The sequence below is a fragment of the Terriglobales bacterium genome (assembly GCA_035764005.1).
In the GTDB taxonomy this organism is placed as follows: Bacteria; Acidobacteriota; Terriglobia; order Terriglobales; family Acidobacteriaceae; genus Gp1-AA112.
Genome location: DASTZZ010000090.1, coordinates 1 through 21,162, shown reverse-complemented (window position 1 = coordinate 21,162; position 21,162 = coordinate 1). Strand labels below are relative to the sequence as shown.

Genomic DNA, 21,162 nt, shown 5'->3' with positions numbered 1-21,162 from the left:
CAGGTACACTGCCGAATAATGAAGATCAATCGTGAGATTCCCGTTCGGAAACTGCGGCTGCTGATTTTTGATCTCGATGGAACCTTGGTCGATTCCCGGCAGGATCTCGGCAATTCCGTCAATGCGATGCTGCGCCACTTTGGCCGCCACGAGCTGCCACTGGAGGTGATCGGCACGTACATAGGCGATGGCGCTCCCATGCTGGTGCGACGCGCTCTCGGCGATCCCAAAGACGAGCACTTCGTGCATGTCGCGCTGCAGTTCTTCCTCGATTACTACCGCAAACACAAGCTGGACTACACGCATGTGTACGACGGCGTACTCGAAGCATTGCGCGCTCTGTCCTCGCCCGAAACTTTTCCGCGCAAGATGGCGGTACTCAGCAACAAGCCCGTCGGACCTTCGCGAGCGATCGTCGACGCACTGGCAATGAATCCATTCTTCTTTCAGGTGTACGGCGGGAACAGCTTCGAGACCAAGAAGCCCGATCCATTCGGCGCGCGCATGTTGCTGCGCGAAGCCAACGTCGAGCCTTCTGAAACGGTACTGATTGGCGATTCCGATGTGGATGTGCTTACGGCGCAAAATGCCGGTCTTTATTCGGTGGGCTGCACGTATGGACTTGCCCCACACACGCTGGAAGCCGCGCCTCCCGATGTTCTGGTCGATAGCCCACACGAATGGAGCGAACTATTCACCGGCAAGAAACTTGTCAAGGTCCTTCACCAATAATGAGCCACCGTTGGTGCTCCGTGTGTCACAATAAAGAGATACTCACACGTCGAATTTTGTTTCTGTAAATCTGGCCGTACATGGATTTCAAACTCGTCAGCGATTACAAGCCTGCCGGCGATCAGGGCAAGGCCATCGAGGAGCTTTCGCGGGGACTTTACGCCGGAGAGAAGCATCAGGTGCTGCTGGGCGTCACCGGCTCCGGTAAGACCTACACGATGGCAAAGGTGATTGAAAAGTTCAATCGCCCTGCGCTGGTACTCGCCCACAACAAAACGCTGGCTGCGCAGCTCTACCACGAATTCAAACAATTTTTCCCGAATAACGCGGTTGAGTATTTCGTCTCCTACTACGACTACTACCAGCCTGAGGCCTACATTCCATCCGGCGATATCTACATCGAGAAAGAAGCGACGATCAACGACGAACTGGACAAGCTTCGCCTGTCAGCTACGCGCTCGCTGTTCGAACGACGCGACTGCGTGATCGTTGCTTCAGTGAGCTGCATTTACGGTCTTGGATCGCCCGAAGCGTACTACGGCATGTTGCTGTTCCTCGAAAAAGGCCAGAAGATCAAACGCGAGGACATCACCCGACGGCTCGTCGAAATTCTTTACGACCGCAATGAGTCCGAGTTCCGACGTGGTACCTTCCGCGTGCGCGGCGATGTCATCGAGATCTTCCCTACTTACGATGACATGGCATACCGCATCGAGTTGTTCGGCGACGAGATCGAGTCGCTTTCCCAAATTGATCCACTGTTTGGCACAGTGAAGCAGAAGTACGCACGTCTTCCTATCTATCCAAAGAGCCACTATGTTCTTCAGCCCGATCGCAAGAAGCGCGCCATCGAATCGATCCTTGAAGAGCTGGCGTGGTGGGAAAAGGAGTTGGAGCAGCAGGGGCGCGTCGTTGAGGCGCAGCGGGTTCATCAGCGCACACGATTTGATCTGGAGATGATCAAATCAGTCGGTTATTGTCACGGCATCGAGAACTACTCACGGCACTTCTCAGGTCGTCTCCCAGGCGAAGCGCCGCCAACTTTGCTCGATTACGTTCCACGCGATTTCCTTCTGTTCATTGACGAGTCCCATCAGACCGTTCCGCAGTTGCACGCGATGTGGCATGGAGATCGCTCGCGCAAGACAACTCTCGTCGATTACGGATTCAGGCTCCCGTCGGCAATGGACAATCGTCCGCTGCAGTTCGAAGAATTCGAGACGCGTGTTAATCAAGCAATTTATGTCTCGGCTACTCCCGGTCCATACGAGCTCACGAAATCGGCGGGCGTGGTCATTGAGCAGATCATCCGTCCAACCGGCTTGGTTGATCCTGAAGTTGAGGTGCGCCCGGTCAAAGGTCAGATAGACGATCTGCTGCACGAAATTCGCGCGCGCGTCGAGCGGAAAGAGCGAGTATTAGTGACCACGCTGACAAAACGCATGGCCGAGGACCTAGCGGAGTATTACAGCGAAGTCGGCGTGCGCTGCCGGTACATGCACTCGGAAGTCGAGACGCTAGAGCGAATCAAAATACTCCGTGATCTTCGCCGTGGCGAATATGACGTGCTCATCGGCATCAACCTCCTGCGCGAAGGATTGGATCTGCCTGAGGTTTCCCTCGTCGCAGTGCTCGACGCTGATAAAGAAGGTTTCCTGCGCTCCAGCGGGTCGTTAATTCAGACCATTGGCCGATGCGCCCGCAATTTATATGGCCGCGCCATTCTCTATGCCGACACCATCACCGACTCGATGCGGCGGGCAATGGATGAAACCGAACGACGCCGCGCAATTCAGCGCGCCTATAACGAAGAAAACGGCATCACGCCTGAATCGATCATTAGACCTCTCGAGTATTCTCTCGCTCAGATCGTCGATCCCGATGCCACCGAGCTAACCGAGGCGATCGAATCAGTGCCCGACTTCAGCTCTCAGGAAGATCTCGATAAGTACATCGCCAAGCTCGAAGAGCAGATGCGCGAAGCGGCAAAGAAGTTTGAGTTCGAGAAGGCGGCGAAGATACGGGATACGATTAAGGACCTGCGCTCGAAGGAAATCCTGATTACCTGATTATGGCAACGCCCGCAGCGCGTCCTGATCATCCATCTTGCTCTTGTTCGTCTCGGGCTCCGAAACGGGACGCGCATTGGCCTCGACCGTGCCATCGGCCATCGACAGCTCAATGCGGTGATTGAGAGTCCTCAGGTGCACCGACTTGTCGCCACGGCCGAGTTCCACCACAACTTGCGCGAAGTGTCTGGGAGGTTCAGTGGCTTTCGGCTGTCTGTACAAACGAGGAAACGCCCAGGCTCCGCCACCAAGCAAAGCCAGCCACGCGAGCACCGCTGCGGCGCGCATGAATTCAGAAAGATTGCCTTCAATCACGTAGGTTCCGGCGCAGAGGTCGCCGATGCGACGCCGAAATTTCGAGCAGCTTGCGACGAGCGCTCCCACTAAATAAAAAGCCAGGCCATCGACAACACGCCAGAGATTTCTGATTGCAGATGCCGCCAGGGCGCTGCGTCCGGAGTTATTCACTACGCCGATTCCCAAAATGGCTTTTCCCAAAGTGCTCCCCAGACTTGCTTCGAGAATCCAGACGTACAGAAACGCGAAGACAAGGCTTAAGCTTCCGCCCACAAGAATGGAAGCAAGGGTCACGCGCATTTCGCCCCCCGAGACAACTCCCCATTTGAGGAACGCCCATAATCCGATGAGAGAGCATGCGGCGCAGATTACGATGCTGTCGAGAATGAGAGCGAGGAAGCGGTCACCAAGGCTGGCAAGACGTGCAGGAGCTGAGTCGTTGTCTTCGCCCGCCACAGGGCGAATCGGCACAACGACACCGGACTCTTCGAGCAGGTGCTGCCCGGGTAGCACGTCAACGCCGCACCATCCGCAGCGGCGCTGCTTCGCATCAATTGTCCTCTTGCAGCGCGGACACTCCATGGAAACTCCCTACTTCGGATTTGTGCAACGATTACTGTTGCTGCTGCTGACGCTCACGCTGCTTCTGCTCTCGTAAACGGCGGGCATATTCACCCAGAGACAATGGCTGTTGCTGCTGCGGTTGCGCTTGTGCCATCACGCGCGGTGCAGGCGAAACAACCGGAGCGGCAGCAACGGGCATAGCCGTAGCAACTGGAGCAGGTGCAACTGCCGCGACCGGCTTCGGTGCAGGCTGCGGGACTACTGCCGACGGTGGGACCGATACTTTCGCGGTTACAACCGGAGCCGGACTGCTGGCGACGACCGGCACAGGAGCAACTGCGGGTGTAACAGGCTGCGGTTGCGGAGTTGTGGTCGCCAGCACAGTTGGCTTCGGCGTAACAACCGGTTCAACGACAGGAGCAGATGGCGGTTGGAAGCTTGCAACTGGGGTAGGTGTAGAAGCCGGCTCTACGGTTGTGCTCGTCGTAGATGCAGTCATCGTTGGCTGTGCGCTCTCGGTTGTGGTCGGCGAAGGCATTGGACTCCGCTCGGCGATCTGAGGAGTGCGTGAGAACATCCGGATCACGATACCCGCCGAGATCTGAAAATTCGCGGGCTGCCAGCCCGTAAATGCGAGCGTGTGCTCGGTGTTGAGGTATTGCGCCTCGACATTTACACCGAAGCGACGGTTGAGGTTCACTTGTGCGCCCCCACCGACTGAGTACGCGAGTTGCATCTCCCGGCCGGTAACTGAAATCCCGTTGCTGTTCAGCTTTGTGCTGGCGCGATCGCCACCGGCAAGACCTTCGATGAACGGGCTCACGCGTCCGCGCAGTGGGATGGTGATTCTCGGACCGACGAGCATCGAGTAATGCGTGATCGTGCCCGAACCCGTATAGCCAATCAGCTGCAGAGAGTTCGACGATGCATAGCTGCTTCCGAATTGGCTAGTGAGTGCCAGCCATCGATTCAAATGCGTGACTCCCGATGTTTGCCAGCCAAACGCGTCTAACTGTGTACTTGCGCTGGGAGCATTCGCCAGCTTTGCTCCGCTGAAGATGACGTTGCCGGAAAGATCAAAATGGGAAGTCGTTTGTGCTAGCGCAAACGAATTCAGTAGCAGGGCCGAAACGACTGCAATCCACACACGACGTTTCACGCTCGTATCCTCTCTCGCTCAAAGAATCAATAGGATCCACCAATGCAGATGAACAGCAGTATTGTTCCGCAGCGAGCGCCGAATCGGGATTACAAAGCGCAGAGATTAAGGTACGTAGGTATCAGATTGGGAATTCCCTTCCGTTGCGCGCGAGCACGGAAGTACAGGGACTAACGAAATTGTGAGCTCATGTTGTACCGAGCAATTCAATTTGCACTGTCATCCCTCGCGCAGCCGCGAAGAAGCCGGGAAATTTCAAAAGCTGCTGTCGCTGCGCGGGGGATCTGCTTTTGCACTCGAATCCCCTCGAACAGCAGGTCTCCCGCGCCCCAAAGCCAGGCTTCGTACCACGGCAGTTAAGCTGCGGCGCGAGGGATGACAATTCTTAAAAGAGTCGCACCTGACGCAAGAGAGGAAGGGCTCGTTTAGAACGCCCAGCGCAGCAGCGTCGCGCCGACGGTGAATCCAGCGCCGACTGACGCCAGCAAAACGAGATCGCCTTTCTTAAGCTTGCCTTCGTCCAGCGCCGTCTGCATGGCGAGCGGAATTGTTCCGGCGGTCGTGTTGCCAAATTCGCCGATGTTGATGATCACGCGATCCATTGGCATGCCTAGACGTTCGGCGGTTGCGGTGATGATGCGCTTGTTGGCCTGATGAGGGATGAAGGCTGCGACATCAGTACCCGTGAATCCGTTTCGGGTAAGAATTTTCTCGGAGACTTCCGCCATCTTTCGGACGGCGTACTTGAAAACCGCGCCTCCGTCCTGATGAACGAAGTGCATCTTCTTCTGCACGGTTTCTGGAGTTGCAGGATGAAGACTCCCACCGGCGGGCATGTTCAACGAGCAGGCGCCAGAGCCATCGACCTCATGCATGAAGTCGATCAGTCCTACGTTTTCACCATCTTTTGCGGGTTCGAGCAGCACTGCTCCAGCTCCGTCGCCGAAGATTACGCAGGTTGCGCGATCGGTGTAGTCGATGATCGACGACATCACGTCCGCGCCGATGACCAGAACCTTTTTATGGGATCCGGTTTGAACCAGCTGCGCTCCGCATTGGAGCGCATACACGAATCCTGAGCAGGCTGCGGATAGATCAAACCCCCACGCTCCAGGTGCGCCTAATTTGCTCTGAACGAGACAAGCCGTCGCGGGAAAGACCATGTCCGGCGTTACCGTGCCGACGATGATGGCCTCGATTTGCGATGCATGAACTCCAGCCTGGGCCAGCGCTTTACGAGCTGCTTCGCACGAGATGTCCGAAGTGGCTACGCCTTTATCGACCAAATGCCGCTGGCGAATGCCGGTACGCTCCTGGATCCACTGGTCGTTGGTCTCGACCATCGTTTCCAGGTCGGCGTTGGTGAGAAGACGCGGTGGGACGTAGGTTCCGAGGGCGCTGATCTTGGCCCGCTGAAGCTGTTTCAAACTTGTCTCCGGTTCTGAATCCGGCCGCCGGAGGACTGGGAACGGCGGTCCGTGGCGAGGCCGCTAGTAGCCAGACACCGGGGAGCCCACTGCGCATGCACTGGCCCGCTACCGTTGCTTCCTTCCGGACCTGGCGGGGTTCGCGAGATTACATCGCGTGGGACCCGGAGCCTGACAACTCGATATTAACATTCAGCTTAGCGACCCGCGGGCCTCGCCCTGTCCGTTTCATCAGGATTTCGCGATTGCGCGATTTGGTGATTTCGTAACTCCAAATCACACAATCGCGAAATCACCAAATGGAGGCTGCCTCGGATTGGTAGACTCTTAAACATGGCCCTGACTCAGCCTCTGGCCGCTGCTTCCGCATCGCCATCCGGAACTCCAATCGCCTACTTCGAATGCTCGAAATGCCACGAACACATTTCCGCCGACACACCACAGACCGTGTGTTCGAAAGACGGGGGCTCGCTGTGGGTGCGCTATGACTTCGGTCCAGTTCGATCGCGCGTGAGACGTGATCAGATCACCGTACGTCCACGCAGCATGTGGCGATATCGCGAGCTGCTGCCGGACGTAGCTCCTGTAACTCTTGGCGAAGGATTCACTCCAATGCTGGCGAGCCGTCGGCGCTCGAATCTCTGGATCAAGGACGAGGGCGCAAATCCCACTGGCTCGTTCAAAGCACGCGGCCTGTGCATGGCCGTGACCATGGCCCGCCACTACGGACTCAAGAAGCTGGCGATTCCTTCCGCAGGAAACGCCGCAGGTGCACTGGCAGCGTATGCCGCTGCTGCAGGACTCGAGTCGCACATCTTTATGCCGAAGGATGTCCCGGAAGCAAACTTGGTTGAGTGCAAGGCATACGGCAGCGACGTAAATCTGATCGATGGGCTGATCAGCGACTGCGCTCGCATCGTCGGCGAACGCAAGCAGGCGGAAGGCTGGTTTGATGTTTCCACGCTCAAAGAACCGTTTCGAGTCGAAGGCAAAAAGACCATGGGACTCGAAGTCGCCGAGCAGCTCGGATGGCGTGCGCCCGACGCGATCTTCTACCCAACCGGCGGTGGCGTCGGTCTGATTGGAATGTGGAAAGCTTTCGATGAGCTTGAGCAGCTCGGGTGGCTTGACTCCGGCAAGAAGCGACCAAAGATGATCGCCATCCAAGCAGCAGGATGCGCACCTATTCCTAAAGCTTTTGTTGAAGGCAAACCCGTTTCCGAAGCCTGGAAAGACGCACATACTTTCGCTTCAGGACTGCGCGTTCCGAAAGCCTATGGCGACTACATCATCCTCGACATCGTGCGCCGCAGCGGCGGCACTGCCATCGCTATCTCCGACCAAGAGATGCTCGCCTCGATGCTCGACTGGGCGCGAAACGAAGGAATCTTCCTCTGTCCCGAAGGAGCAGCCGCGACGGCCGCATACGACAAGCTGATCGCAAGCGGATTCCTGAAGCCGAGCGACGAAATTGTAATCTTCAACACGGGAACCGGCCTGAAATATATCGATGTGGTCTCGAAAGCAATGGGCATCACGCGGTCGCCGAACGGGAATGGCGCGAAACCGACGGAGCGTCGCATTGGAGGAATTATTGGGCCGTACTAAAGAAGCTGCTAGCTACTAGCTGCTAGCCACTAGCTAAAGCATGGCTTCAGCGTGGCGGCTCTTAGATAGTCGGTACCGTCTGCCGTAGCAGATGGGTCGGTAAACACACCCACCCGCCACCGCGGGCGGTACTGACAGTCCAAAGCGGTCCCCAAAAATCGTCAATGTCTGCGCCACCCAAGCTTCGGCTAGCAGCTAGTAGCTAGAAGCTAGAAGCTCTTTCATGACTCAACGCCTCTATTACAACGACTCCTTCCTCCTCGACTTCACTGCCACCGTGCTCGATGTTCAGGAGCTTCGGCGCGATGGCAATCAGTCGAGTTGGGCGGTGAAGCTCGATCGCACAGCGTTCTATCCGACCAGCGGTGGGCAGCCTTTCGATATTGGCACCATCAGCACACAGTCCAAGTCGGGCGTGGCGCTCGAAGCTGCTGTCGAGGATGTTTATGAAGACGAGCACGGCGAGGTGTGGCACCGGCTCAACAAGGTGCTTCCTCCAGGAGCCGAGGTTCGCGGCATCATCGACGCTGAGCGCCGGCGCGACCACCTGCAGCAGCACACAGGACAGCATTTGCTGTCGGCTGCGTTCATTCAGCTCCTGAATGCGAAGACCGTTTCATTCCATTTGGGCGAGCAGATTTCGACCATCGACTTAGATATTCAGTCTATTTCGCGCGACGATCTCGCGCGGGTTGAACGGCTCAGCAACGAAGTCGTCGCGGAAGACCGGCCGATCGCGATTCGCTATGCCACGCGTGAGCAGGCGCAGAGCATGGGAGTAAGCAAGCTTCCTGAGCGCGAAGGCGAGATTCGCCTGATTGATATTCAGGACTTCGATCTCAATGCCTGCGGCGGCACGCACGCGCGCACCACCGGCCAGATCGGCGGATTGTTGCTGCGCCGCACAGAAAAAGTAAAGCAGGGCGTGCGAGTCGAGTTCGTTTGCGGACTGCGCGCTGTGCGAACTGCACGGCAGGATTTTGAGCTTCTCGGCGAAGCCTCCGGCTTGTATCCCTGCGCGCCTGCCGATCTGCCGGGCAACATTGGCAAACAGCGAGAGGAATTCCGTGCTGTTCAGAAACGGGAAGCTCGCATTCTCGAAGAATTCGCGGAGCTCAAAGCAGAACAGCTATTGCGCAAGACTCCTTCCGGCGATCTTGGACCTCGGCTCGTGGTTCAGGTCTTCCCAGATAGGGATGCGAGCTTTGTGAAGCTGCTGGCTCAGCGATTGACACGCGGTAGTCAAAACGTCATCGCTTTGTTAGCGGCAACCAGTCCTTCTCCAGCAGTCGCTTTCGCCCGCTCTGCCGATCTGAGTGTTGATATGGGAACTTTGTTGCGCGAACTGGTCACAACGGCCGGCGGCCGGGGCGGCGGCGGCAAAGACTTCGCCCAGGGCGGCATTCCCGATGCCGGAAAGCTCGAGTCTCTGCTCAATGAAGCTGCTGCGCGGCTGAAAAGCTGAATCGAACACGGAGGGCACGGAGGAAACGAAGGTGGCTTGTCGGCCGGCCTCGGCATGGTTGTGGAAACCACGGTGAATTGAGACAAGCAAAGAATCAAAGAACAAGCACAGCGAAGATCTGAGACAACCCAGAGGCGCCCAATGCATGTTCAGCGTCAATGCTCCACCTCCGTTCCCTCCGTGTCCTCCGTGTTCAATTCCGCTTTTCCGTGGTGAAATAGAGGCGTGGACATCTTCGAGGAGATCGTCGATCTAAGACGTGCCGGACGGCGCGGAGCGCTGGCGACCATTGTCCACGCTCGCGGCTCTATTCCCTCTTTCGAATCCGCCAAGATGCTCATTCGCGATGACGGGACCATTGTGGGAACGATCGGCGGAGGATGCGTTGAGGCTGAAGTGTGGCAGGCGGCGCGCGAGGTGATGGAAGAAGAGAAGCCGCGCAGTCTTACGTTCAATCTGAATCACGATCCCAAGTACGACACGGGCCTTGTCTGCGGCGGCACTCTCGAGATCTACCTTGAGCCGATTCTGCCTGTGCAGACGCTTTACTTGTTTGGCGCCGGACACGTCTCGGTGAATGTTTATCGCGCCGCACGGATGGCCGGCTTTGAAGTCGTGGTCGTCGATGATCGCGAGAGCTACGCGAATCGTCAGCGGTTTCCTGAAGCGAAAGACGTTTATGCCGACGATTTCGAGCGCGTTCTATCGCAGCTTGCTCCGAACCATTCGTCGTATCTCGTGATCGTCACCCGAGGACACCGCGATGACATGCGCGTGTTGCGCTGGGCCGTGGAGACTCCGGCGAAGTATATCGGTATGATCGGCTCCCAGCGCAAGGTGATCGCCATCTACAAACAGCTTGAGAAAGAGGGGATTTCGGCAGAAAAGCTGGCGCGCGTCTATGCTCCGGTCGGAATCGATATTGGCGCCATTACACCGGAGGAGATCGCAATTGCGATTGTTGCGGAGATGATTGCGATTCGGCGTGGGGTCACGTCGGCGACTCACAAGCGCAGCCTGAAGGCTGTTGCTTTCCTGGAGGGCTCGGACAGTCAAAGAAGAAGCTGACGAGCAAGCCCGGAATGGCTCACATCTAACACAGTGATCCAATTAATTCAGGACTGTCATCCCTCGCGCCGCAGCGAATCTGTTTGCATGTTCATCACAGGGGATTTGCGGCGCGGGGGATCTGCTGTCGCGACTGACAAAACCAAAAACAGATCCCCGCGCAGCACAAACAACGTTCGGTACTTTTGTCTGGATCGCTGCTGCGCGAGGGATGACAGTACCGTTCGATATCCGCCGCATAAGCTGTACCCTGTAACCTGTTCCCGGTACCCTATTCTCATGCCCCGCTCTCCATCATTCGCCGGAGTTGTACTTGCCGCAGGCGCTTCGTCGCGCATGGGTGAAGACAAAGCCTTGCTGCAGTTTGGTGGACGGTCATTTCTTGCTGGAGCGATCCAGCTTCTCCAGAGCGCGTGTGACTTCGTAGTTGTGGTAACTGGCAATAACACTGATTTGCTGCGCCCGGTGATCTATCAGAATTCTGCTTATGTGGTGCATAACTGGAATCCGGAGCGCGGACAGTTCAGTTCTTTGCGCGAAGGGCTTCAGGCAGTACTCGACCGAGGACGCGATGCCGCATGCGTAACGCTCGTAGATCGGCCTCCAGCACGTCCTGAGACGCTCTCTGCGCTGAAGGCTGAATTCATGAATACTGTGCCGGAGAAAACCTGGGCTGTTATTCCCGCGTTTCAGGGCAAGCACGGCCATCCTGTGATCTTCGGACGCGAGATGATGGAGGTGTTTCTTCGCGCCAATCCATCACACAATGCGCGGGAAGTTGAGCACCACTATCAGAGCCGGATTCATTACGTGCCTGTAGACGACTCGCGCGTGGTTCTGAACATCAATACTCCAGAAGACTATTCCTCACTTCTGCCAACCACCTGATGACCGAACACAATTACGGCTCATTCGACAGCCCCTCTGCATTCGTCGATTCGGTGGTCGCGCTGAGTCCGCGAGTGGCCGCATTCGACTGCGACGGCACGCTCTGGTTCGGTGATTCCGGAATGAAGTTCCTATATTGGGAGATCGAAGAAGGCCTGCTCTCTACGGAAGCAACGCAGGCCATCATGAGCCGCTACGACGAGTATCTCGCCAAGAATGTCAGCGAAGATCAGATGTGCGGAGAGATGGTGCAAATCCATCATGGGATTCCGGAGGAGAAGATCCGCGAATTCGCCGCGCGATTTGCGCAATCGAACGTGATGCCTCAGTTCTTTCCTGAAATGGAGTCGCTGGTCGAAAAGCTACGTCGCGCGGGTTGCGATGTGTGGGCGGTCTCGTCGACCAATAATTGGGTGATCGAGGAATCAGTGAAGAAGGTCGGCATTCCTGCCGACCGTGTGCTCGCAGTGCGCGTGGCAATTGAGAACGGCGTTGCAACCGATCGTCTCGGCGAAATTACTTCCGGCCCGGGCAAAGCCCGAGCGCTGCGCGAAGTATTGAAAGCTCCACTCGAGGTTAGCTTCGGAAACTCGATGTTCGATTTGGAGATGCTGGAACTGGCTCGGCATCCATTTGCGGTAAACCCGAATGACGACCTGCGCAAGATCGCCGAGCAGCGTGGCTGGCCTTTTTACCAGCCTGCAATTGCCAAGATCACTTCTTCAACTGCTTGAGCGCGAGCTTAAGGCAGTCCATTGCGAGATGACTCGCGTGCGAGCTTTCGTTGGCTAAACCTCCAACAGCATCTACCAAATCTTCACGCTTGAGGGCTGCCGCGGCATCGATGCTCTTTCCCGAAATGGCTTCGGTTAAAACAGATCCACAGGCGATTGACGCAACGCAGCCGCGCGTCTGATATTTGGCCTCGACGATCTGATTGTTGCTCACGCGAAGCATAAGTTTCATGACGTCTCCGCAGGCAGGATTTTCGGCTTGAACACTTATGTCGGGAGAATCCAGCGCTCCCGAATTGCGCGGGTGCTCGAAATGATCTAGGAGTTGGGGCGGATACATAGCAACTATGAATCCGAGATCGTATTGGCGAGCAAAAGGTCAGTTCGACCAAACTCCGGTCCTTTGCAGAGCAAAGGTTCGCCTGTTGCTTTCGCGAGAGCATAGGCGAAGCAGTCGCCGAAATTAAGCTTTGCAGCATGACGTCCCTTGCCAAAGTTACGGTATGCAGTGCGCGCAATTTGCGCGCGCTCCACCGTCACCGGAACCGTCTCGATCTTAGCGTGGCGAATCAGCAAGTCGAGTTGAGCAGTCCCTAACTCGCCTTTTCGTGCCTCAATCACAATGGAGATTTCGACAAGTGTTGCTGCAGAGATGAGTCGAACCCGATCATTGTCGATCAGAGTGTTAAACCGGTGCTGTTCGGGTTCGCCCAGGAGAATTGCTGCAAGGGCAGAGCTATCGATCACCATCAGGTTGGGAGTCCATCCTCGTCATAGCCAAGGATCTCATCTGGAGAGCGCGTGTCCACATCAGGCAATGCCGCGCAGCGTTTACCGATCTCATCGAGTTCATCTGCCAAGGTCGGACGCTCGTGGTCTGCTACCCGCTCAAGACTCTCCCGGAGAGCTCTCGCAATAGCCTTATCGGGCGCTTCTCCTGTTTTCTCAACCAGAGCCCGAACCAGATGCTCCACTTCCGGGTCGTTTATCCTGAGTGGCATACAAGAATTATAGATTCACACGCAATAGTGTCTTCCTTTTCCAAGCTCGGTGACTCTACTCCACGACGCGTGATCTCGCTGCAGCCGTCGATTACGTCGATTATGGAACGGCTCGGAGCGCTCGATCGGTTGGTCGCATGCACCAAATACTGCGCGGAGGTTTGCCCCAGGGTGAAGGAGCTTGGAATTGCCGTCGTCCACGATTCCTGGACTGCCGACTCCGGGCAAATTCGCGCGGTCAATCCCGATCTGGTAATTGCCTCCGTTCCTTATCAGCTCGAGGCAGTTGCGGAAATTCTCAGATGCGGCGCGCAGTTTCTGGGACTTGCGCCGCGAACTCTCCGCGACATCTACTCCGACATCTCCTCGATCGCGGGCATTCTGAACGAGCCCAATCGCGGGCAATATCTGATCCGCGAAATGCAGATGGAGGTCGAGCGCGTGCGCTCGCGCAATGCAGCAAACGCCCCCCGACCGAAGGTTTATTGCGAAGAATGGGGAAAGCCTTTAATCCATTCCCAACCTTGGGTTGCCGAGCTAATCGAAGCAGCGGGCGGCCAGTTCGTTGGAAATCCCGGCAAGCAGACGGACACTGAGTCAGTCCGGCACGCCGATGCTGACATTGTGATTGCCGCCTGGTGCGGCGCGGGTGACCGCGTTCCACTGGAAAAAATAGCAGCTCGTGGCGGATGGCAGTCGCTCTCCGCGGTACGGAGTGGACGTGTCTATTGCATCAACGACGAATATCTCAACACGCCGGGGCCATCGCTTCTCTCTGGCCTCCACGCACTCGAAGCGGCAATTCACGATCGCGAAGCTCCCGGCTTGCGTCGTATCGCCGCCATCACTTCGCCGAAGTGACTGTTATGATGGCGTTAAGGCCAGGGCTCGCCAGGGACTTCCTCTTCCACCGCTGCAGTGCGTGAGCACTTCCTGCCTTTTGCAGTTCTGAATAGAAAATGACGATTTTCAATCGCGCGCAACGCGGATTGCGCACAGTGGCCCCCGAGTGCCGCCGTGGAGGGACAATTTGAAGCAGGTAGTAGCGGCGTTGATTGTGAGGGGCGAGCAGCTGCTGATCTGCCAGCGCACGCAGGATCAGCCCATGCCGCTCAAATGGGAATTTCCAGGCGGGAAGATTGAACCCGGCGAAGAAGAGCGTGCGGCTTTGCGTCGAGAGCTCGAAGAAGAGCTTGGGATTTCGGCTACGATCGGCGAAAAGGTGACTTCGATTCAGCACCACTACAAGAACGGCGGAGCCGTGGAGCTGCACTTCTATCGCGTCAAAGAGTATGAAGGCGAAATGGAAAACAAGATTTTTGAGCAGATCCGCTGGGTCGATCGCCGCGACCTTCCACGATTTGATTTCCTTGAAGCGGACCAAGGCCTTATCCGCCAGATTGCCGGAGGCAAGCTGCTGGCTAGCTGACGCCGCGAAACTCACTCTTCATTTCTGTGGGTAAGCATAGAGTGTCCACAGCATTGCCCCAGTCAGAATGATCATGGTGATGCTGGTGCTCCAGGCAATCACGTTCGCGGTGATTGAGTTCTTGTACTCGCCCATCAAATCGGCGCGATTGACCAGCTTGAGCATGAAGATGAGAACAAACGGGATCAATACGCCGTTCAGCACCTGCGAGAACAGAATCACTTTGATTAAAGGAATTTTCGGAAGCAAGACGATACCAGCGCCGCCGACGATGAGAGCCGTATAAAGCCAATAGAACACTTTGGCTTCTGAGAAGCGCTTGTTCACTCCAGACTCGACGCCGAGTCCCTCACAGATGTTGTACGCCGTAGCGAGCGGCAAGATCGCGGCCGAGAGCAACGCGGCGTTCACAAGCCCAACAGCGAACAACAGCGAAGCAAACTGACCAACCAGAGGCCGCAACGCGACCGCCGCTTCGGAAGCATCTCCAATGTCGTGCTGACCAGTTATATACAGGGTTGCTGCGCAGGCGACGACGATGAAGAATGCAACTACGTCGGTAATGATGCATCCCAGCACGACGTCCCATTTCGAGAGTGCGTATTCCTTTTTGCCGATTCCCTTCTCCACGATGGAGGCTTGCAGGTAGAACTGCATCCACGGAGTGATCGTCGTGCCGATGATCCCGACCAGCATGACGAGATATTCCGAGCTCCTGTTCACGACGGGGACAAACGTGTTCTGCACGGCCGCCCGCCAATCGGGATGAGCGGCGAATGCCGAAGCGATATAAGTGAAATAGATCAGGGAAAAGAAAATCAGAATTTTTTCGACCGGCCTGTAGGTTCCTTGAACCACTACGAACCAGACCAGCGCTGCCCCGATCGGCACCACGATGTATTTGCTGGCTCCGAAGATTCCCATGCCGGAGGCCAGACCAGCGAACTCGGCGGCGATGTTGCCGAAGTCTGCCAGCCCGAGAATCAGCATGGTGAACACGGTAATTCGGAGCCCAAATTCTTCGCGGATCAAGTCCGATAGACCTTTGCCGGTGACGGCGCCCATGCGCGCCGCCATTTCCTGAACGACAATGAGCGCAATCGTGATCGGAATCAGCGTCCAGAGCAGTGCGTAGCCGAACTTTGCGCCGGCCTGCGAGTAGGTGAGGATTCCTCCGACATCGTTATCGACATTTGCCGTGATGAACCCGGGTCCAAAGACCGCGAAGAACGCAAGCAGGCGGAATTGCCAGGTTCTGGCAAACGACAGTCGCCGGCGATGAGCGATGTGCTTCTCCACAAGCTATTTACAGATGGCGGGAATTCACTTCGCGAACGCGAAGCATTCCAGAATAAATGGGAAGTTGATTCGAGTCAGCTTAAGGAAACGAAAAACTATACTTGTTCGCGCAAAAGGGTGATTACATCGTCGGCAGTAATGATGCCCTTGAGGTTCTGCTCGTCATCGACCACGGCTAGCGTGTAGAGGTTGTACTTTTCCATGACTTCAACAACCTTCTTCTGCTGGTCGTTTTCGCGGACAAATACCAGCGGCTTGGCAGCGAGCTCCGAGATCTTCTGAGCCGGCGGAGCGAGAACGATTCGCTGCAGCGGCACAGAACCGCACAGCTTGCCTTCGTTGTCGACTAGATAAATCGTCGCCACGCTTTCCACTCCGCCCTCAAAATTCCGCAACAGCTCAATGGCTTCCTCGGCCGTGGTATCGGGCGCTGCTGCCAGATACTCGGTGGTCATGCGACCGGCGGCGGTCTTTTCTCCGTGTTCGAGTAGGTCTTCGACCTCCTCGCGCTCCTGCGGCTGCATCTCTTCAAGGATTTCCTCGGAGGTCTCGCCTGGGAGCTGATCGAGGAGATCAGCGGCAGCATCTGGATCCATTTCTTCGACGATGTCTGCGGCGCGTTCTGAATCGAGCGATTCGACGATGGAGACCTGAATATCTAGATCGATCTCTTCCAGCGCTTCTGCCGCAACTTCTTCGTCCAGCGTCTCGAATACAGCTTCGCGCTCGGCCGGAGCGAGTTCTTCCACGATGTCAGCGATGTCGGCAGGATGAAGTTGCGAGAGCCGCTCATGCTCGATACGAAGTTTCACGCGCCGGGCTGGATCGGTCTCGATGAGATCGACGAATTCCCACGGAATGACGCGTGGCTTCAGCTTCTGAACGACGGCTTCCACTGCTCCTGATGGAGCCACTCCTTTCAACAGTCGGCGCACGGCACCGCGCAAGCCAACATCCACCTCCGCGATCTTCAGACTCACACCGCCATTCGCGGCTTCGGGATGGATATCGACGTCATTTACACGAACGACCTTTCTGCCATAGACATCGATAATTTGTTGGTCGAGCAGGTCGCGTTCGAGCAGGAAGAAGTCGTCCAGCGTATTTACATTGGGCCATTCAGCCAGCGGAAGCGACGCGCGCAGCTCGGAATCTTCGTCGATCTGGATCATGCTCGGCGTGAGGAAGCGCTCGCCGTCGCGCGTTTTGATCACTAAGCCGGAAACTCGATTCGGGTCCTCTTGCGGACGCAGCGCGACTTCACGCACACGGCCGATGAATCGGCCGCTCGCGTCAGCCACTCGAGAGCCGAGTAAGCGAGATAGCGCCAGGCTGGTGATCGTCACGCACGCAGAATAACGCATGTTCTTCGCAGGCAGAGCGGGATTATGGAAAAATTGCGTTGTTAATTTCGGATTGGAAATGACGAAGCGTTTACGTCCTAAGATCTTCGCGAGTGATCAACTGTTCAAAAATATTTCGATCGATGCGATACAACACGTGTCTCCTGAGTGGATGGTCGGCCGGCAAGCGCGGATGGTCGAAATCACCCGCTCGATCATGCTTCAGTCCGATCTTCTCCATTACGCGGCGAGAACGGATGTTGGCTGGGACGGTGAACGAGACGAGCTCGGGAAGCTGGAGGACAGAAAAGGCGTATTGCAAAACTGCAGAAGCTCCCTCCGTCGCCAAACCACGATTCCAAAACGGCCGAGCGAGGCGCCATCCGATTTCGACGGCGGGACTGAAGGCTGCTTCAAACCGCACATTGGAAATCCCGATGAACCCGATGAAGGGCGTTATTCCAATCAATTCGGCAGCAAAGAAGCAGAATCCATGCTCCCGGTGATGAGCCTCGATCCGAGCCGCCACGTCATCGCTCTCTTCACGGCTCAGGCATGAGGGGAAGAACTCCATTACCTCTGGATCCGCGTTCAGAGCTGCGAAGGGCTCCCGGTCGGAAGCACGCCATGGTCGTAGTAGAAGTCGAGGAGTTCGGATCACCACCGAGAGTTTACGCGCAGTTACACTTTGGTTTCTCGATGATGCCCGAGGCGTCGTTTATAGTTGCTGTGAAGGTTCTCGGTCTACATCTCTGCACGATGCACACATCTGAACGCTAATGTTGGTCACTCTCGAAAAAATCCAGCAGGCACAAGAGCGCCTTCGAGGCGTTGCCGTTCGCACTCCGCTCGTCAAAACCAATTTCCGCGAAGGCGAACTTTTTCTCAAGCCTGAAAGTCTTCAGCCGATTGGCTCGTTCAAGCTTCGCGGAGCTTACAACAAGATCGCGACCTTTTCCGCTGGGCAGAAGGATCGCGGCGTAATCGCCTATTCCAGCGGAAACCACGCACAAGGCGTAGCATATGCGGCGAAAGCCATCGGCTGCCACGCGATCATCGTGATGCCCGAGAATGCACCGCCGCTCAAGCTGGAGAAGACGCGGGCTCTGGGAGCCGAAGTCGTAATCGTCGGTTCCTCGAGCGACGAGCGCAAAGCTAAAGCCGAAGAGTTAGCTCAAAGCAAAGGCTTCGCTCTCGTGCCGCCTTACGACGACGAGGTCATCATTGCCGGCCAAGGCACCATGGGATTAGAAATCCTGGCCGATCTTTCTGACGCGAATGTCGTTCTGGTCTGCGTCGGAGGTGGCGGAATGATCAGCGGCATCGCGGCGGCGGTCAAGAACCTGCGGCCTAGTTCGAAGGTCTATGGAGTCGAATCGGAACTGGGAGCGAAAGCCAAGGCGAGCTTTGAGGCCGGACATCGAGTCACCTTTCCTGCCGAACAAACGATGCGCACCATCGCGGACGGCCTGCGGACGCAAAGCGTAGGCGAATTGAATTTCGAGCACATTCAGCAGTATGTGGACGGATTTATCACCGTAAGCGAGGACGAAATCCGCCAAGCAGTGCGGCGGCTGGCATTCGATGCGCATTTGATTGCCGAGCCAAGCGGGGCAGTCCCCACGGCCGCTGCCCTGTTCCATCGCAACGAGTTCCCTTCGAGCGGCAAGGTGGTCGCCATCGTAAGCGGCGGCAACATCGCTCCAGAGATGTTGACCGAGATTCTCGCAACCTAGCACTTTGGTGCCGTGGAACGCCGTCCAACCGTAATAGAATGCCGGTACAGCGCTTCCCGTCCAGCAAACGCCGACCACTTAAGTAGAGGCCCAATGGAAAGAAGACAACAATCCCGCATCGATGATTTCGAACTGCAGGAATTCTTCCGCAAGTTCGAAGACGAGTTCTACCGTAAGTTCCAGCGCGACATGCCCGGCGAAGCGCGGCGATACCTCCACCTCGCGGAACAGGTAATACGCAACGGCGAACAGGAGCTGCGCAACGAGTCTCCGCGCGAAGGCATTCGCTCGTAGGCCGGGGTTACTTAGACTGGGCAAATGCAGCTTGCGCCCGGCGCTTGAGCTCGTCAGGTGATAGATCTTCCACTCGCGTTCCTATCCACCAGTAGTTTCCTTCCGGATCCTCGACCCCGGCGTTGCGATCGCCGTAGAACTGGTCTGCCGGCTCCATCAGCGATTTGGCTCCAGCCGCCATAGCACGCTTGTACCAGGCATCACAATCCTCAACATACAGATAGAACCCGGTCGGACGTGCTGTCCACTGGTCGCGCGCCTGTCCCAGCATCAGCATGGAATCGCCAATTTTGAGTTCTGCGTGACGGACGGTTCCGTCGGATTCTTGCGAGAGCGTCTCAGTCGTCTGGGCGCCAAAAGCCCGTTTCAGGAATTCGATTTCCGCGCGGGCGTTGGCAACTGTGAGATATGGCGTGACAGTGTGATATCCCGGTGGAACAGGATTTACTTGCATGGCGTCCTCGCAATAATTCACCGACGAATTGCGAAACTGCTGGTTTCGGAGTGTATCTGAAATAGAGCACGCGCGTCCGTGATAACTGCGAACCCGGGAGAGGCGAACACGAAGGTCACGAAGGCAACACAAGAGGTCACGACCAATTCTTTGTGACCTTACGGTTTTGCCTTCGTGACCTTCGTGTTCGCCTTTCCCCAGCTTCGTATAATGCTCAAACCATGCCCAAGCGCCTCGCCGGACACAACACGAAACACATTTCCCTTCCCAAGAATCACTGCTTTGCCTGCGGCAAAGACAATCCCGACGGCATGCACCTGAAGTTCTTCTTCGACGACGGTCAGCATCGCGCCTGGTGCAAGTTCAAGCTGCCGCCCAAATACCAAGGTCCACCGGGACACGCTCACGGCGGCATCATTGCTACTCTTCTCGACGAAGCAATGGGCAAAGTGAACAAATTGCGGTCGGTGGTGGCGCTTACATCGTCAATGGCAGTCGAATTTGTAAAACCGGTTCCGCTCGGTAAGACCCTCATCGTCGAAGGCAAGGAGCAGGACGTCCAAGGACGCCGCCACTTCAACACCGCCGAGATTCGCGATGAGCAAGGCATGGTGCTGGCGCGCAGCCAGGGCGTCTTCATCGGCGTCGACCCAGAACAAATGAAGGCCAAATTCTCAAGACAGAACCGCAAGCGGTAGCTGGGTAAACCCTATTGTGGCGCGACGGCATGAATAAACGGCATGAATAAACGGTTGCGAACAACAGCACGCGGCCGAGCAATCGCGAATCGGTCGGCCGCACCAGTTTTTCGGATCAGCAGCTTAATTCAGCTCAGTCGTTCCCGTGCCCCTTGTCATCTTTGGATCGCACGACCACGCCGTTAATCGGATTCGCACCGAAGTGTCCTGCAGCTTGGCCGCTGAACGTCAATGCAATATTTGAGAACGCGACGGTGTTGCCGCCCGTGATATCGATCTGCAAGGTTGATGATGGGCCAAATGGAGGCGGAAACGCTCCGTTTGCGGTAACCGTTGCCGGCCCACTCACGCGAAAGCCATTGGGAATCAGCGAAACCGTTCCGCCCACAAGCGTGATGTGGTGAGTGTGGGCATTGCGTGCCTTAGGATCGTTCAAATTGGGATTGGAGCTCATGGTTACGCCTAAATCTGAATGGACCATCGCCACTGCGGCTGTGAAGTCTGCGGTACCCGAATCGCCATGCATGTGTAGCGACCAGTGCCCGCGCACCTCCCATGGTCCACCGACGTTCGCCGGCGTATAGTCGCTGATTGTTCCACTGAGTCTTTGAGGGACGCCATCCTGTGCGGTGGCGCCAAATCCCGCCAACAACACAACTATTAGTTGCAATACATGCCACCATCTGCTTATCACTTGAAGCCTCCAATTCGAAATTGAGGAGCAGTTATTGCCGATAGCAGGGCGATGGGCAATGCAGCGTGGGTGAAGGAGAGATAAAGGTTTGATAACCCTCTAAGTTGCTGATGTGGTTGCTTCTTAGCGCATGGTGCGGCATGATTGCCAACCAGCAAATCTGAACCACGGGAAGGAATTACGGCGCACGAATTCCATTTCGG

The 21,162-nt window shown here is 56.4% G+C and carries 24 protein-coding genes and 1 other RNA gene; 13 read left to right on the top strand and 12 right to left on the bottom strand.

Going from position 1 to position 21,162, the window contains the following annotated elements; genetic code table 11:
* The first annotated feature begins 18 nt into the window (after positions 1-18).
* The gene (locus VFU50_14635) at positions 19-732 is read left to right on the top strand and encodes an HAD-IA family hydrolase (GenBank protein HEU5234097.1); all 714 of its coding nucleotides are present in this window, start codon (positions 19-21) and stop codon (positions 730-732) included.
* Between the two features lie 80 nt (positions 733-812).
* The gene (uvrB, locus tag VFU50_14630; GenBank protein HEU5234096.1) at positions 813-2,801 is read left to right on the top strand and encodes an excinuclease ABC subunit UvrB; all 1,989 of its coding nucleotides are present in this window, start codon (positions 813-815) and stop codon (positions 2,799-2,801) included.
* Here uvrB and VFU50_14625 read toward each other — a convergent pair whose 3' ends face one another.
* The 4 genes from VFU50_14625 to ffs form a co-directional block, all read right to left on the bottom strand.
* Positions 2,802-3,680 carry an RDD family protein gene (locus VFU50_14625; protein HEU5234095.1) on the bottom strand — a complete coding sequence of 293 codons (879 nt, stop codon included), beginning with the start codon at positions 3,678-3,680 and terminating at the stop codon, positions 2,802-2,804.
* Between the two features lie 31 nt (positions 3,681-3,711).
* A complete protein-coding gene (locus VFU50_14620) occupies positions 3,712-4,821 on the bottom strand; it encodes a porin family protein (protein HEU5234094.1) in 1,110 nt (369 codons plus the stop codon).
* Between the two features lie 425 nt (positions 4,822-5,246).
* Positions 5,247-6,248 (bottom strand): beta-ketoacyl-ACP synthase III, encoded by a 1,002-nt coding sequence (locus VFU50_14615; protein ID HEU5234093.1) that lies wholly within the window; start codon positions 6,246-6,248, stop codon positions 5,247-5,249.
* Between the two features lie 72 nt (positions 6,249-6,320).
* An RNA gene (gene ffs, locus VFU50_14610) (signal recognition particle sRNA small type) lies at positions 6,321-6,418 on the bottom strand.
* A 163-nt stretch (positions 6,419-6,581) separates the two neighbouring features.
* Here ffs and VFU50_14605 point away from each other — a divergent pair.
* The 5 genes from VFU50_14605 (at position 6,582) to VFU50_14585 (ending at position 12,011) form a co-directional block, all read left to right on the top strand.
* Positions 6,582-7,856 carry a threonine synthase gene (locus tag VFU50_14605; GenBank protein ID HEU5234092.1) on the top strand — a complete coding sequence of 425 codons (1,275 nt, stop codon included), beginning with the start codon at positions 6,582-6,584 and terminating at the stop codon, positions 7,854-7,856.
* Between the two features lie 223 nt (positions 7,857-8,079).
* Positions 8,080-9,321: a DHHA1 domain-containing protein gene (locus VFU50_14600; GenBank protein ID HEU5234091.1), complete on the top strand. Its 1,242-nt coding sequence runs from the start codon at positions 8,080-8,082 to the stop codon at positions 9,319-9,321.
* Between the two features lie 225 nt (positions 9,322-9,546).
* Complete coding sequence (locus VFU50_14595; protein ID HEU5234090.1) at positions 9,547-10,389, top strand: XdhC/CoxI family protein; 843 nt, start codon at positions 9,547-9,549, stop codon at positions 10,387-10,389.
* A 279-nt stretch (positions 10,390-10,668) separates the two neighbouring features.
* Positions 10,669-11,277, top strand: coding sequence for a nucleotidyltransferase family protein (locus tag VFU50_14590; protein ID HEU5234089.1), 609 nt, complete (start codon positions 10,669-10,671; stop codon positions 11,275-11,277).
* Positions 11,277-12,011, top strand: coding sequence for an HAD family phosphatase (locus VFU50_14585; protein HEU5234088.1), 735 nt, complete (start codon positions 11,277-11,279; stop codon positions 12,009-12,011). Before VFU50_14590 ends, VFU50_14585 begins: the two co-directional genes overlap by 1 nt.
* Here the strand turns inward: VFU50_14585 and VFU50_14580 are convergent.
* The 3 genes from VFU50_14580 to VFU50_14570 are packed head-to-tail and all read right to left on the bottom strand — an operon-like array spanning position 11,992 to position 13,012.
* Positions 11,992-12,351, bottom strand: a complete 360-nt coding sequence (locus VFU50_14580) for an iron-sulfur cluster assembly scaffold protein (protein ID HEU5234087.1) — start codon at positions 12,349-12,351, stop codon at positions 11,992-11,994. The genes VFU50_14585 and VFU50_14580 overlap by 20 nt on opposite strands.
* 5 nt (positions 12,352-12,356) lie before the next feature.
* Positions 12,357-12,761: a type II toxin-antitoxin system VapC family toxin gene (locus VFU50_14575; GenBank protein HEU5234086.1), complete on the bottom strand. Its 405-nt coding sequence runs from the start codon at positions 12,759-12,761 to the stop codon at positions 12,357-12,359.
* A complete protein-coding gene (locus tag VFU50_14570; protein HEU5234085.1) occupies positions 12,761-13,012 on the bottom strand; it encodes a type II toxin-antitoxin system VapB family antitoxin in 252 nt (83 codons plus the stop codon). Before VFU50_14570 ends, VFU50_14575 begins: the two co-directional genes overlap by 1 nt.
* A gap of 27 nt (positions 13,013-13,039) precedes the next feature.
* Here VFU50_14570 and VFU50_14565 point away from each other — a divergent pair, with 27 nt between their 5' ends.
* Positions 13,040-13,873 (top strand): ABC transporter substrate-binding protein, encoded by an 834-nt coding sequence (locus VFU50_14565; GenBank protein ID HEU5234084.1) that lies wholly within the window; start codon positions 13,040-13,042, stop codon positions 13,871-13,873.
* A gap of 169 nt (positions 13,874-14,042) precedes the next feature.
* Positions 14,043-14,441: a (deoxy)nucleoside triphosphate pyrophosphohydrolase gene (locus tag VFU50_14560; protein ID HEU5234083.1), complete on the top strand. Its 399-nt coding sequence runs from the start codon at positions 14,043-14,045 to the stop codon at positions 14,439-14,441.
* Positions 14,442-14,459: 18 nt separating this feature from the next.
* Here VFU50_14560 and VFU50_14555 read toward each other — a convergent pair whose 3' ends face one another.
* Both VFU50_14555 and VFU50_14550 read right to left on the bottom strand, forming a co-directional pair.
* Positions 14,460-15,740 (bottom strand): Nramp family divalent metal transporter, encoded by a 1,281-nt coding sequence (locus VFU50_14555; protein HEU5234082.1) that lies wholly within the window; start codon positions 15,738-15,740, stop codon positions 14,460-14,462.
* Between the two features lie 95 nt (positions 15,741-15,835).
* On the bottom strand, positions 15,836-17,104 hold the full coding sequence (locus tag VFU50_14550) for a CBS domain-containing protein (GenBank protein ID HEU5234081.1): 1,269 nt from the start codon (positions 17,102-17,104) through the stop codon (positions 15,836-15,838).
* A 58-nt stretch (positions 17,105-17,162) separates the two neighbouring features.
* Here VFU50_14550 and VFU50_14545 point away from each other — a divergent pair, with 58 nt between their 5' ends.
* The 3 genes from VFU50_14545 (at position 17,163) to VFU50_14535 (ending at position 19,113) form a co-directional block, all read left to right on the top strand.
* Positions 17,163-17,642, top strand: a complete 480-nt coding sequence (locus VFU50_14545) for a hypothetical protein (protein HEU5234080.1) — start codon at positions 17,163-17,165, stop codon at positions 17,640-17,642.
* 220 nt (positions 17,643-17,862) lie between these two features.
* The gene (locus tag VFU50_14540; protein HEU5234079.1) at positions 17,863-18,819 is read left to right on the top strand and encodes a threonine/serine dehydratase; all 957 of its coding nucleotides are present in this window, start codon (positions 17,863-17,865) and stop codon (positions 18,817-18,819) included.
* 93 nt (positions 18,820-18,912) lie between these two features.
* On the top strand, positions 18,913-19,113 hold the full coding sequence (locus tag VFU50_14535) for a hypothetical protein (protein ID HEU5234078.1): 201 nt from the start codon (positions 18,913-18,915) through the stop codon (positions 19,111-19,113).
* Positions 19,114-19,120: 7 nt separating this feature from the next.
* Here VFU50_14535 and VFU50_14530 read toward each other — a convergent pair whose 3' ends face one another.
* Positions 19,121-19,567, bottom strand: coding sequence for a VOC family protein (locus tag VFU50_14530; GenBank protein ID HEU5234077.1), 447 nt, complete (start codon positions 19,565-19,567; stop codon positions 19,121-19,123).
* A 221-nt stretch (positions 19,568-19,788) separates the two neighbouring features.
* Between VFU50_14530 and VFU50_14525 the strand changes: the two genes are divergently transcribed.
* On the top strand, positions 19,789-20,265 hold the full coding sequence (locus tag VFU50_14525) for a PaaI family thioesterase (GenBank protein ID HEU5234076.1): 477 nt from the start codon (positions 19,789-19,791) through the stop codon (positions 20,263-20,265).
* Between the two features lie 133 nt (positions 20,266-20,398).
* Here the strand turns inward: VFU50_14525 and VFU50_14520 are convergent, their stop codons facing one another.
* Complete coding sequence (locus VFU50_14520) at positions 20,399-20,935, bottom strand: hypothetical protein (protein HEU5234075.1); 537 nt, start codon at positions 20,933-20,935, stop codon at positions 20,399-20,401.
* A 20-nt stretch (positions 20,936-20,955) separates the two neighbouring features.
* Positions 20,956-21,162 (bottom strand): hypothetical protein (locus tag VFU50_14515; protein ID HEU5234074.1); only part of this gene is annotated, 207 nt, incomplete at its 5' end.